The sequence below is a fragment of the Mesorhizobium sp. P2_F5 genome, from assembly GCF_056403715.1.
Window position 1 is genome coordinate 70017 of sequence record NZ_JBFUEY010000002.1, and the last position, 13098, is coordinate 83114.

A 13098-nucleotide genomic window follows, 5' to 3' on the forward strand; every position below is an offset into this window, starting at 1 on the left:
TCTAAAGATGGAAAGGTGCTAGAAGAGGTGAAGCAGGCTCACCCAGAACCTGGCTGGCCAGCAGGCCCGCTGAATAGGGAGCAAGCGTCAGGCCGTTCGCGCCCATGCCATTGGCAACGAAAAGGCCATCAATCCCTGGTGCAGGACCTAGCAGCGGATTGGAAGTGTCGCTTACTGGTCGAAAACCAACCCTCGTCTCGATCAGGGTGGCTCCGGCCAGCCCTGGTGCGATGCGCAACGATTCTTTAATGACGTCGTGAACTCCGCCGGCGGTTACGCGGCAATCGAAACCAGAACCTGACTCGCGCGTCGCGCCCACGACCACGCGGGAATCGTCGAACGTCACCAGATAACTTTCGGCATCGGCCGGGTGCAACACTGGCCAGCTGGCCGTGTCTACACCGGGCAAGCGCAGATGAACAATCTGCCCGCGCTGTGGCTTCACCGGTAAGGCCACACCAAATCGTTCCAGCAATTCAGTTGCCCATGCACCAGCTGCCACAACAACTGCGTCCGCATGTAAGGTCTCGCCATCGACGACGACTCCTGTAGCACGTCCACGCTCGACAGCAAGATTGGCATCGCCCCGTCGCCATTCGGCGCCTCGACGAATCGAGGCTCGTTCCAATGCTCCTGACAAAAGGCGACCGTTCAAACGAGCCCCCCCAGAAAGATGAAGCGCCGCAAATTGTCTGTCGAGCGCTGGAAACAACTCTTGTGCCTGCACTGGATCAAGCCGCGAGATTTGACCGACTTCAGGGGCGCTGTCAGCGCGGCTACGAACCAGCGCCTCAGGTCCGGCTAAGGCGCCAGGCTCGATGGCCAGCAGCATGGCGCCAGTTCGCCGAAAGCCGAGTTCAGCCTCACCTTCCTCGGCCAAAGCTGGAATGAGATAATCATAATAGGCAGCTGAACGATAGGCGAGCTCATAGAAGGCTTGGCTATTCTCCCTGTCCAACCAGGGACAGACGATGCCTGCACCCGCTGACGTTGCACGGCCTGCATCACCACGCTCGATAACTATGACTTCAGCGGCCTTGCAGGTTAGATGATAGGCGATACTCGCGCCCACTATGCCTCCGCCGACAACCACAATCCTCATGACAACTCCTTTGATGGCCGGACAACGCCTGACCCTGAAAACTCGATGGCGCCAGGTGAGAGAACGACGACGGCCGTCTCGACCATGAGGCCGAGGTTGCGCGAAAGATAATCGCTGGACCCAGTATTGCTCAACGTAAATAGTGTGACCCTGTTTTAGCGACTTGCTGCTTTTACCGCGAAAGATCGTCGGTAAAGTGATCTCTTTGGCACCAAGTTGTCTGGCGGGGCTCGTCGCGGCCCAGAGCGTGAACCGCTGGCAACGGTATTCCAGTCCTGTGCGCTGTTGCCGGCCCTGACCGTGCGCCGCAATCTCCTCCCTCGACATCGAGATCGCCGGGACGGCGAATACAACCGTCGCCGAGAGGGTCGCGTAGGTCGCCAGACTGTTGCAGATTGAAGCCCTGCCCGACCGCAAACCGGCCAGCTTTCCGGCGGCCAGCGCCAGCGCGTGGCGATCAGGTGTACGCTCCTGCTCGATCTGCCTGTTCGAAATCTACCGTCACCCACGACGGGTTCGAAGCCCTAACCATGGCCGATCGCATCGCCGTCCCACAAGGACGAGGTCGCGCAATTGCTCACCCGTATTGGAAACGGGAGGCTCCCAGGTGCGTCCGTCGCTTGTCTCACAGAAACGGCTGGTCACCGACGCGCTGGTCTGGGTCGACGCCCCGGCAGGCGCTTCAGAAGCTCGGTATCGAGGAGGTCCGCTCTATAAAAAGACGTCGCCCTTGCTTCACCAGCGTGTTGCCAGCGGCAAGAACCGGAACGGTGCTAGATGTTTGATCCCGGGCTTTGATGGGGCACCCTTATCTTCCGAATCAAAGGATGCGCTATGGGCCAAGTTCTGCATGGGAGCGCCACAACGACAGAGGCAGTCCGTCGAGCGATACAGCATAGTCAAGAGAGCCTGTGGACGCTGGCCAAGCGTTACGGGATCAACCAGAAGACGGTTGCGAAGTGGAAGAGGCGCGTTTCGGTCGCCGATCTACCGACTGGTCCGAAGGAACCGAGATCGACGGTGCTCTCGATTGAGGAGGAGGCGGTCATTGTCGCTTTCCGACGCTATACGCTGCTGCCGCTCGACGACTGCCTCTATGCGCTTCAAGCGACCATCCCGCACCTGACGCGGTCTTCATTGCATCGCTGCCTGCAACGCCATGGCACCGGCCGGCTTCCCGATGTCGAGGGCGACAAACCGGCGAAGAGGAAATTCAAGAGCTACCCGATCGGCTACTTCCACATCGACATTGCCGAGGTCAGAACCGAGCAGGGCAAGCTGCATATGTTCGTCGCTATCGACCGCACCTCGAAGTTCGCCTTCGTCGAGTTGCACGAGAAGGCCGCCACAGCCATATCAAGAGACTTTCTACTGCGGCTGATCGCGGCCGTGCCCTACAACGGACCGACGACGAATACCTCGGCGCGTTCGATAACATGGTCCTTCATGAAAATTTATCTCGGTTGTTCAAACTCAGCTGGGGACGGGCAAGCCCGCCCCCAGCCCGGATACGTCAGGTCGGCTCAAGCCAGACTTTGCCGTAGTCCGCTTCGAACGTTGGATGCATGCCGTGGTTTTTCACGGCAGGGACAGAGCTGTTGTAGAGTTTGCGCCAGTAGGGCTGGATGATAATGCCCGAGTCCCGGAGCATCGTCTGGATGTCCTTCATGACGACCTTACGCTTGTCGGCGTCGGCGATCGAGAGGGCCTCGTTGACCTTGGCGTCGAACTCGGGGTTCGAATACGCGGTTTCGTTCCAGGCTTCACCGGTGCGGTACGCAATGGCGATCACCTGGATGCCGAGGGGCCGCATGTTCCAATTCGTCATGGAATAAGGATACTTGGTCCAATCATTCCAGAATGTCGAACCTGGCAGAACCGTGCGTTTGACCTTGATCCCAGCCTCGCGCAACTGTGCCGCGACCGCGTCACCGGTGTTCTTGTGCCAGTCCTCCTCGACGCTGATAAGTTCATGCTCGAAATCCGCCTGGCCGGCTTCAGCCATCATGGCCTTTGCCTTTGCCGGATCACGGGCGATCTTAGGGATTTCAGCGTACTCGGGATGGATCGGACATACATGATGGTTTTCGGCGGGCCTTCCAGCATTGCCGTAGCCAAGCTGCAGCACCGCAGCATTGTCCACGGCAAGCTGCAACGCGTTGCGCACCCGCTGGTCGTCATAGGGCTTCTGCGTCACGTTGGTGCGTGCCACGATGGTGGAGGCGGTAACGACCTCGGAGGTAACCGTACCGACACCCTCGAGAATCGTGACGAAATCGGCCGTGGTCTCGAAATTGGTATGGACCTCGCCGGCCTCGAACGCGGAAACCATTGCCGAAGGGTCCGTGCCGTAGTCGATGAATTCGACACCGTCGAGGTAGACGTCACCGTTCCACCACTTGCCATCTTCGCGCTTCTTGTAGACGACCTTCTGACCGACATCCCACGAAACAAGCTGGAAAGGTCCGGTTCCGATGGGGTTCTTGACCAAGTCCTTGCCCGTTTCCTCAAACGAGCGATGAACGATGATGGCTGGATAATCCGTAAGGTTGGGGATCAGGGCGATGTCCGACTTGCTCAGCTTCAGCTTGACGGTCATATCATCGACCTTCTCGATCGAGCCTTCGCGCAGCTTATTTGTCTTCTCGTCAACCAGCGTGCCGATACGGCCGGGCATGGAATTGCCCTCAGCCGATTTCTCGGCCCAGCGCGTGAAATTGAAAATCACGTCGTCCGCGTTGAAGGTATCGCCGTTATGCCACACAACATTCGGACGGATGTGGAGCGTGTATTCGGTCGCATCCTCGTTGATATCCCAGCTTTCAAGCAGATATGGCTGGAACGTGAAGTCGCGCGTGTATTTCACCAGCGGCTCGAGCATCTGGCGCTCGGCGTTGGCAATTTCGGACCAATCTGCGGTCCGCGGGTCCTTGGCGTCCTTCACGAACATGGCGACTTTGAGCACGCCCCCCGACTTCGGGGTTTCTTCCGCAAGCGCCTCGGTCGGCGCCGCCAGACCCATCAGACCGTAAGCCATTGCCGCCGACGCACCGAACACGCTGGCCATGGCCAGGAATTCGCGCCGGTCGACTGTGCCGGCCTTGGCCTGCTCCGCCATCCTGAGGATGTGCTCCGGAACCCGATCGCCGTTACTTTTGAAGATGGTCATCGATATTCTCCCATTTTTGCCTTGTTATGTTCACGACTGTTCCGCCGGCGCTCGTTCGAAGCGCCGGGGCATGCTCCGCCAATCGCCGCCCGTAGGCAGTCGGGAGGCGGGATGGTGAGGGCCGGCCGCGCCATGCGTCGCCTCACCAAACTCGTTTGCAGAAGCAGGACAGAGCCCGCTCATTCAGGGTCACACCCAGGCCCGGCGCCGTTGGCACGAGCACAGTGCCATCGCCCTGTATGTCGAGGGTCTCTTCGGTCGCCTGTGCGAGCAAAGGTGACCGGCTGAGCGAATATTCCAGCATCTCTTCCTGCCAATGCTGGGACAGGAACCCGAGATTGGCGGCGTTGAGGATATTGGACTTATAGCCGTGGGGAACGACGCGGCGGCCGTGCTGTCTCGCCAGGTCCGCAATCTTGAGGACTTCGGTCAGTCCACCCGCCATGGAAAGGTCGGGCTGCACGATGTCCGCTTTGCCCTGCAGGATCATCTGGGCGAATTCATACCGGGTGGTCATACCGAGATCGCCGCCGGCGATCGGCGTGCCCAATCCCGTAATGCGGGCGTGGTCGTCGAGGTTTTCGAGCGGGAACGGCGCTTCCAGCCACACGAGGCCTACCTCCTGCAGCAGCGGCATCAGCGGCAGGATCTCGTCTGCGGAATGCCAGGCGCCCACCGCGTCAAGCATCAGTTTAATCTCGGGGCCGATGTGCGCCCTTGTTTCCCTCAGCACAGCAGCGGCCTTGTCGAGGTTGAAGCGCCAGTCCGTTTCCGCACAGATCTTCAACGCCCGGAGTCCCTTACCAAGAGCCGAATCCAGCGACCGCCGAATGGTATCCGGCTCGGTTCCAAGGGGATAAACCGTCCCGTAGGCCTGGATCCTCGGGCGTCGGAGCGTGCCGCCCAGCAGGTCCGCCACGGGTTTGCCTTCGGCTTTGCCGCGGATGTCCCAAAGTGCCAGGTCGATGGCGCTGATTGCGTGGATCACGGCGCCGCGGCGGCCGTACATATAGGTGGCATCGTACATGCGGTCCCATACGCCGGCCGGATCGCAGGGATCACAGCCCATAACGACCGCTTTCAAGCCCATGGCGCGGCTATGGTAGGACGGCGTCTCAATGATCGCGCGAACGACCTCCGGCACGCTGTCAGCCTCTCCGATGCCGATCAGTCCGTCATCCGTGTGAACGCGGACGATGCAGGCAAATATCAGGGTCGATTGTCTACCGGCACCTGCTCGCCTCGCCTGAGATCCCACTGATCGTGACCTAGAAAATCCACAGCAAAGGGCGGCGCGCTGACGTCAGAAAGGTCTCCAAGCCCAACGATGTTGTTGTAGTCGGCTATGAGCGCCGCCTCCGATGTTGACATCTGCAACAGCTTTCGTGCCCAGCGCGTTTGCGTCAGCGCCGCCGGGCGATCGAGCTTCAGCACGAAGCTCAGATTTGGATCGTTCGCGGCCGCAAAGACCAGTCTTCCCGCTCCGGCTTCCCCCTCATACTGCGCCTGCGCGACGGCGTTGATTGCATCGAACATATCGCATTCAGCGAACCCGCCCTCGATGAATGGCGTGCGCATGAAACTGGCAGCTGCTCGCCTGATCACCTCCCGTCCGGAACGCATCGCATCATCGCCAATTTGTCGTCCCGGATCCGGCCGCATGAGGCCACGCCGACCCTCTTCAAGAATTTGGTTGATGCAGGAGTGGACGAAGCTCGCCTCATAAGGCTCGCGGTTCCAAACCGCGTCGAATGCCGGATGCTGGCGGAACAAGTGCTCGGGGACCTGCAGGGCGCAAACGACATCATAGTCGCCGACGCGGTAAGGCGTGCTGCAGAACGTGCGCCGGCCCTGCTTGCGTCCCTCAACATCAAGCCGACGCTGGACCTGCTCTGCAATCGTCAGACGCCGGATATTGTCCGGCTTTTCTCGCATGGATATGTCATCGCCATAGGACATCTGCTGCATGGGATGATCGGGGATGGCGTCTTGCACCTCGTCCGCAATTCGGTCGAACAGTGCCAACGGCCATCCGCCGTCCTCGGGCTCGATGCAAACGGGGTGCCCGGTCGAAAGCTCCGTTCCCCTCAGGCCTACCAGCAACACCTTGAGCTCGATACCGGCACCAATCGACTCGAAGACGCGTTTGGCCAGATATTCGAGGCGGAACCGAAAATGTAATTGGTACCCCCACATGAACAAATTGATAGTGCGCTGCGTCACTGCTTCACCCTCAAGAACTAAGGCCACAGCTCGAGCAGACCGCGTTCCGGAAACCGTCAGTAGTTGTTCCAGAAAAGTCTGAGGCTGGTTCGGAATTTTTCATAGTTTGCGGTCGACCAGCAAACGTCCTGGTAGTCGCGCACAAGCCAATGAAGCTCGTTCGCGCACGTCAGGTCGTCCCTGTTCGAGTTCTGAATGAAGTTAAGGCAGTTGGTCACCGACGTCAGGTGGCTGTAGCCGTACTGATTGTTTGGGACGTTATAGAGAAGGCCTTCAATGAAGTATGAGGGCGCTACCCCGGCGTCCAGATAGCCTTCCTCGACCATGCGGTTTCGCATGTTCTTGAAGACACGGACTGTCCTCTTCATCCAAGAACCCGTCGCTTGGTTCTTATTCGACAGGTTCTCCCGGTGCTGGCGCGGGTAGTTGACGATGCGACGGCCGCTCGCGGTCTCGAATACGATGCCTTCGTGATACTGCGGCCCCATGACCCCCGAATATGACGTGTAGTGCCGGTGCTCGGCTGAAACGAGCACATCCGCATCCCGACGGCTGCCGTTCCCGGGAATGAAAATCGCCTTGTTGCCTACGGTGACACCGGCATAGTGCCGCCTCAACCAGGCGGCCACGTCTCTCTTGAAGTCTGACAGCTCGTAGTCAGCGGGAACGCGGTTACGCTGGTATGCCGCCTGCTCGCCCGGCTGAAGGTCATCGGTATTGTGGTAGAACGTCGAAGTGAGGCGGATAACGATGTCAACGTCGCTGTCTGCGTAGATGTTCGTGTCGTTCGCGTATGATCCCTGAAGAAAGTCGTCGAATGACTTCAGGTAATACGGCGACTCGGTGCTGTTCAGAACGGTTCTGATAGCCTCGTGGGTGGCTTTGGACTGCGTCACTGAACCCTGATGGGACCACGTTTGCAGCTGCTGGTCCGAAATAGGCATGGGTCTCCGCTAGAGCAGAAGGGCCCGGATCGCTGTTTCCTGCTTGCCGAATGAGTCCCGGCCGCGGGTATGAATCAGGTCGAGCTTGGACAGGTCGTATTCGAGAAGGTCGGTTTCCATTGACGGTTCGGTGAATGCCTCGCTGACGCGGACGGTCTCAATGTCGGGAAAGAGGATGCGGCGAAGCTGCTCCATCGATTGGGCGTTGATGTTGAAGGTTTTCTGGATCAGCTCGGCTTCCTCCGCCCAAGAGATGAGCCATGCCTTCGTGAATTTCTTCACGCGTGGAACAGGATAGTCGCCCACGCCGACGTTCAGGACCTTGATGCGTTCGTGGGGCATCTTATACGCACGGACGGCATCTGCGATCGCGTACAGTGTCGGGTTGTTCGCGCAGAACCCACCATCCAGCAGCAGAAGCTCGTCCCCGTTGATTTTGAGCTGCCGCCTCATGAAGAAGGGGTAGGCAGAACAGGACGCCTGCACCGCGTCGCTTAGGGTGCAGCCGAACCCTGGAACGAAGGTCGCCGCGCGGCCGTGAGCCTGCTTTGGATCAGACTTGAATATGATAGGTGTTTCCATCACCCACTTGGTCGCGACCACACCCAAACCGGTCTTTACTGCATCGAACTTCTGCTCCTTGAAAACCTCGTCGCCCAGCTTTTTCAATGCCGCCGATATACTCGCCTTGTCCTTGGGCCGCATGACGTCGGGCACGTGTTTCCGGTAAAGCTCATGGATTTTAGAGACCGGCGTGCCGATGGCTAGGAGTGTGCCGATGATGCCGCCAGTACTGGTTCCGAAAATGAGGTCGAACGCCTCATGAAGGGGCTTGCCGAGCATGGCCTCGACTTCGTGAAGCACGCCCAGGGTGTAGAAGCCCTTCGCTCCACCTCCATCCAAGGTCAGGACGCGAAAGGGTTTATCGACAGCTAGGTCCGCCACGGATGCCCTCAAAGAAAATGATCATTTGATGTAGGAGCTCACGCTCAATAACAAAAGGGTATCAGCTAAACTTGGTTTTCTTTATCACTGACATTCTGCTGCACTGCAGCGAGGGCAGCCTCAATAATAGGCGCTTCATTGCGACAAGGTTGACCTCCACCACAGACAAGAAGGTGCGGAGCGACTCATATTCGCGTGCTTCAGCCGAAAGATCGGCTTTAAGATCGCGGAACCACAGAGGCCAATTCACTTATAAACAGGTTTCGCCCATAGAGTTTGCACGCCGCGATATTTCACTCTTGAGCACGATATGTTCCTGCAATAAGGCAGGAAGATATGAAGATTCTAAATTTGGCCAGCATCTGCAGAATCAGCAGAAACAAGGTATGTAAAAAGGCAATGGAAGCTGCTGAAAATACACCCTCCCCGGCAAAACCGTTCAGGGTCCTGTGTCTCGACGGCGGCGGCATGCGCGGCATCTACACTGCTGCGTTTCTCGACCGTTTGCTCGACCAATATCGCAGGATACGCGAGGTGGAACATCTCGACCTGGGCCGAGGCTTCGATCTCATCGCCGGAACGAGCACGGGCGCCATCATCGCTTGCGGCGCGGCCATCGGCCGCCCTATGAGCGACCTCGTCAATCTCTACCGGGACTGGGGTGGTCGAATTTTCCCGGAACGCATCACCGAGAGCAAAGGGACGCTTTTTGCTCGCATCGCGAAGGGTGGCAACATCGTCAGAGCCGGCGACGCGGCGCTGCGAAAAGCCCTCAGTGCGGAACTCGGGGACATCACCATGCTCGATGTCTATAGAAAGCGCGGAATTTCGCTCTCGATCCCCACAGTGGCCATGAGCACGCACCGGGCGTGGGTCTTCAAGAAGACAAAGACGAGCGGCGTCCGGGACGACAATTATAAGCTTGCCGATGTTTGCCTGGCTTCGAGTGCGGCACCGATCTACCGGTCTTTGGCAGCAATAAAGAATCCCGACAGCAAGCACGAGCAGATCGAGGTCTTTGCCGACGGCGGACTGTGGGCGAACAACCCGGTCATGGTGGGGATGCTGGACGCGCTTATGAACGCGGAAAATGGGCAGCCAATCGAAATCTTCTCCCTGGGCACCTGCTCGCGGCCTGAAGGCGAGGAGATTTCGCCGACAAAGGTTCATAGGTCGATGCTTCAGTGGAAGCTCGGCGCCGATGTCGCGCCGCTCAGCATTACGGCCCAAGAGTTCGCTTTCGACAACATGGCCCGCATGTTCGCCAATGTGTTGAGCAAATGCGGCAGGGACGTCCACCACGTCCGCTTCCCGCAGCAGAAGATCCCGGCGTCGAAACTCGAGTATCTCGGTCTCGACGACAGTAGGCCCGAGGCGATGAATGCCCTCATGAGCCAAGCCTCGACAGACGCCGACATGGTCAAGAGCGCCTGTGACGACGCTCGGAACCCGCAAGGTCAACTAATCCACAATCTCATGATGTCTCTGCCCACGATGCCGGAGACGGGCATACCCAAGGAGCTTTTCCAATGAGAGACTGCCATCTCCAGGTAGCGAAATACCAGCGCGAAGAAGTGCGGCTGCCGAACGAAGCCCGCAAAGACATCTTTGCAAGGGCAAAGACCAACCGCAAACGCCTGAAGGACGGCCTCGCCGCGAACGAAGATCCGACCCCAATCGGCCAGCGGACGCAGGGCTCCTACGCCATGCGCACGATGATCGTCGAGAAAGACGAGGACTATGACATCGATGACGGCGTCTATTTCAAGAAGGACGACCTCGTTGGGCCGAAAGGAGGCGATATGACGCCTCTAGCGGCCCGCGATATGGTGTGGGATGCGCTCTATGACAAGCGTTTCACCATTCCCCCGGAAGTCCTCAAGAACTGCGTGCGGGTCTACTACAACGAGGGCTACCACATCGACGTACCCGTCTACCGCCACGTCATCGTGAAGGACGCCTGGACGGGAAAGGAAACGGACCATTACGAACTGGCCAGTTCCAACTGGAAACGCTCGGATGCACTGGCGGTAACGTCGTGGTTCCAGGGCTTCAACAAGGAAAAATGCGCCAACGCATCCAAGGACGGCGACAAGGGGCAGTTCGTTGAGGTCGTCAGGTTGCTCAAGGCCTTCGCGCGCAGCCGGCCAAGTTGGAAGGGCAAGATTTCGAACGGTTTCGTTATTTCCAAGCTCGTGGCCGATCATTGGGCCGGGGTCGCCGACCGCGATGACAAGACGCTGCGTAATGTCGCCAAGGCGATCAGGGACAAGCTTTCGTGGTCGCAAGCAGTTAAGCACCCGGTTCTCGACGAGAACATCATCGAGGACGGGAATGCGAAGGCCAAGTTCCTTCACGACAGGCTCGATGAGAAGCTGAAGCATCTCGACGTTCTTGACGAGTGGGACTGCGACCACGAAAAAGCGATGAGCGCCTGGGACAATTTCTTCAACACGGACTGGTTCTCCCAGCAACCCGATCCGGACGGGGCGAAGTCGCTTACCCAGAAAGTTGGCCCAGCGATCAAGCGGGGTGAGACCCGGTACGCCTGAAGGCGCGACTCATGCTGACCATCGCCCAGGCAGTTGATGCCGTCTCAGCACTTTTCGAGACTTATCGGCCGGAGTACATGGGTTGCCGGGCCTGCGAGGACGGCAAGGGGCGGCCGACAGGCGGTCACCTGTGGCTGTTCGAGGTTTGGGGCCACGTTCTGTCCATCGTGGCCGACACCGCGTTCCCGTATTCGCGGCCGAACGCCTATATCGTCGACTATGATGCCTCTCGAAACCTGCCGCATGTCGAGCTTGATGGTCGCTTTTGCCTAACGAAAATCGAATTTTCGACCGATCCCGCGGACGCCGCCCGACAGGTGCTGGCGGAAGCTCTCGAACTCCTTGACGCGCATCAGACCGGCGCCGAAGACCACGATCTCCAGGAAGACTTCACCAACTACTGGAACCAGCGCGCCGACGTCGCCGGCCCGGCGCTTTCGTTGCTCTACCAGGAACGTGCTTCGAGTGGTTCCTATGTCCTAGCTGGCAACGAGGTCTTCGCCTTTGCCAGCAAGGAATTGATGGTCCGGTGGTGGGACAATCGGAACGGGGCGCCTCCTAGGCACACGAATGCCGCCTTCTTCGTCGACCTCAAACAGTTTCCTTTACCTTCGGAGTTCCCCGCGGACTCTAAAAGCCTTCTCGAGTTCCTCCAGACACACGCCGTCGATGGGGGAGAAGCAATGTTAAAGGCTTTGAGCATGGTCCCGAACGGGGTCATCCTGGTCCTGGTCGGCAACGCGCCTTCCGGCCACCGCCAGTTTGCTGGCATCCGGCTGCTGAAAACCCTTCTCCCCCATAAGGCTGGTTCGCGACGCAAACCTCAACTCAAGCTTCGACCCGGGGCCAAGATCGCCGTTGGCGACCTTCTCGGACACTACAACATTCAACGCTTGCACACGTCACTGCTTGACAGTTCGGCGTCCCGCAGCATCATCGCCCTGACCGACCTCGCCAAGAAGAGAGTGGTCGTGGTCGGATGTGGCGCAATCGGCGCTGGTGTGGCGCGCCTGCTTGCGAAAGCGGGCGTCGGCCGTCTTGATCTCGTTGATCATGAGAACCTCGGCTGGGAGAACATTCGACGTCACGAACTCGGTGGCCGCAGCGTTCGGCATTCGAAGGCGCAGTCCCTGGCGTCGGACCTACGGCAAGACCTGCCGGAAATCGTCCAGGTGAGGGCTTTCTCGAAAACCGTTCAAGACCTCGTCGTGTCCGGGAGCGACATACTAAAAGGCGCGGACCTTATCGTGGCAACTACAGGGTCATTGCACGCCGACGTCTACATCGCCGATCTCGCACGGCAGGAAGCTCCACCGATCGCCGTCGTGTTAGGCTGGATGGAGGCGTGGGGCGTGGCCGGGCACGCTTTGCTGCTGTCGGGAAATGGCGCTCGGTTCATGGACGGGTTTGAGAATGGTGTTCCTCGGCGCCCTGCCTCGCGAAACGATCGTCAGCCACCCAAGGAATGCGGAAACTCCACGACACCGTTCGGAGCGGTTGAGGTCGTCGCGGTCCAGGCGATGATCGCTGAACTGTGCCTCGATCGATTGCTGGAGCCAGGGTTGGCAGACACATGGCGGACATGGTGGACGTCGGATCGGAATCTTGCCCGCGCCGAAGGGCAATGGACGGAGGGGTTCATGGCGACGAAGCCCGTGGCATCGGTATCAGGAGTGATGGAGCAACAGTGGCCGTAATACTTGAAGGCACTTCAGTCATCGCACAGTTCGATCGCGTTACGGTCCGGTTCTCATCAAACGTCCTCGCAGTCTTCGACGCCCGTCGACAGACGGGTTGGTTCAGCAAGGAGGCCGGGGGACAGCTGTTCGCCGATATCAAGGCCGACCTTTGGCATGTGCTAGCGGCGACCGGCCCAAGGTCGGCGGATCGCCGGGGCCGTTTCCACTTTTGGCCGGACCGCAAGGCTGAGCAGAGGGAGATCGACCGGCATTTCGCTGAGGGACTTCAGTACGTGGGAGACTGGCATACGCATCCGCAGAAGATCCCTGTTCCGTCTCAGAACGACATCGCCAGTATCGAGAACGTAGTCAGGGAATCGACCCTTTATACTCCGGGCCTGTTGCTTTGCATCGTAGGTCTGGCACCGTTTCCAGATGGGTTACACCTATCTTTCCACGCCTGACGGCGGCTGATCTCTGGGAC

General features: G+C 58.9%; 10 protein-coding genes and 1 pseudogene. 5 read left to right on the top strand and 6 right to left on the bottom strand.

Translation table 11 applies throughout. The annotated features are described in order from the left end of the window. Nucleotide 1: 1 nt before the first annotated feature. Nucleotides 2-1102 (bottom strand): NAD(P)/FAD-dependent oxidoreductase, encoded by a 1101-nt coding sequence (locus AC1DYO_RS02595; protein ID WP_477260008.1) that lies wholly within the window; start codon nt 1100-1102, stop codon nt 2-4. A gap of 834 nt (nt 1103-1936) precedes the next feature. On the opposite strand from AC1DYO_RS02595, the pseudogene AC1DYO_RS02600 reads away from it, so the two are divergent. Then, a pseudogene (locus AC1DYO_RS02600) lies at nt 1937-2503 on the top strand (transposase family protein); the annotation flags it as partial. Between the two features lie 112 nt (nt 2504-2615). On the opposite strand, the gene AC1DYO_RS02605 reads toward AC1DYO_RS02600, so the two are convergent. The 5 genes from AC1DYO_RS02605 to AC1DYO_RS02625 all read right to left on the bottom strand — a co-directional run bounded on the left by AC1DYO_RS02605 (nt 2616) and on the right by AC1DYO_RS02625 (nt 8383). Continuing rightward, complete coding sequence (locus AC1DYO_RS02605) at nt 2616-4271, bottom strand: ABC transporter substrate-binding protein (protein ID WP_477260010.1); 1656 nt, start codon at nt 4269-4271, stop codon at nt 2616-2618. 142 nt (nt 4272-4413) lie between these two features. After that, nucleotides 4414-5529 carry a mandelate racemase/muconate lactonizing enzyme family protein gene (locus AC1DYO_RS02610; protein WP_477260012.1) on the bottom strand — a complete coding sequence of 372 codons (1116 nt, stop codon included), beginning with the start codon at nt 5527-5529 and terminating at the stop codon, nt 4414-4416. Further along, nucleotides 5481-6494, bottom strand: coding sequence for a hypothetical protein (locus AC1DYO_RS02615; RefSeq protein WP_477260014.1), 1014 nt, complete (start codon nt 6492-6494; stop codon nt 5481-5483). Before AC1DYO_RS02615 ends, AC1DYO_RS02610 begins: the two co-directional genes overlap by 49 nt. A 56-nt stretch (nt 6495-6550) precedes the next feature. After that, nucleotides 6551-7438, bottom strand: a complete 888-nt coding sequence (locus AC1DYO_RS02620; RefSeq protein ID WP_477260016.1) for a nucleotidyltransferase domain-containing protein — start codon at nt 7436-7438, stop codon at nt 6551-6553. Between the two features lie 9 nt (nt 7439-7447). After that, nucleotides 7448-8383: a patatin-like phospholipase family protein gene (locus AC1DYO_RS02625; protein WP_477260018.1), complete on the bottom strand. Its 936-nt coding sequence runs from the start codon at nt 8381-8383 to the stop codon at nt 7448-7450. A gap of 336 nt (nt 8384-8719) precedes the next feature. Between AC1DYO_RS02625 and AC1DYO_RS02630 the strand changes: the two genes are divergently transcribed. Genes AC1DYO_RS02630 through AC1DYO_RS02645 form a run of 4 tightly spaced genes read left to right on the top strand, consistent with a single transcriptional unit; the run spans nt 8720 to nt 13078 of the window. Then, nucleotides 8720-9916 carry a patatin-like phospholipase family protein gene (locus AC1DYO_RS02630; protein WP_477260020.1) on the top strand — a complete coding sequence of 399 codons (1197 nt, stop codon included), beginning with the start codon at nt 8720-8722 and terminating at the stop codon, nt 9914-9916. Beyond that, nucleotides 9913-10935, top strand: coding sequence for a cyclic GMP-AMP synthase DncV-like nucleotidyltransferase (locus AC1DYO_RS02635; RefSeq protein ID WP_477260022.1), 1023 nt, complete (start codon nt 9913-9915; stop codon nt 10933-10935). The genes AC1DYO_RS02630 and AC1DYO_RS02635 overlap by 4 nt, the downstream gene beginning before the upstream one ends. Nucleotides 10936-10946: 11 nt before the next feature. Further along, entirely contained in the window at nt 10947-12632 is a 1686-nt protein-coding gene (locus AC1DYO_RS02640) for a ThiF family adenylyltransferase (RefSeq protein ID WP_477260024.1), read from the top strand. Next, nucleotides 12623-13078, top strand: a complete 456-nt coding sequence (locus tag AC1DYO_RS02645; protein ID WP_477260026.1) for a Mov34/MPN/PAD-1 family protein — start codon at nt 12623-12625, stop codon at nt 13076-13078. Before AC1DYO_RS02640 ends, AC1DYO_RS02645 begins: the two co-directional genes overlap by 10 nt. The last annotated feature ends 20 nt before the right edge of the window (nt 13079-13098 follow it).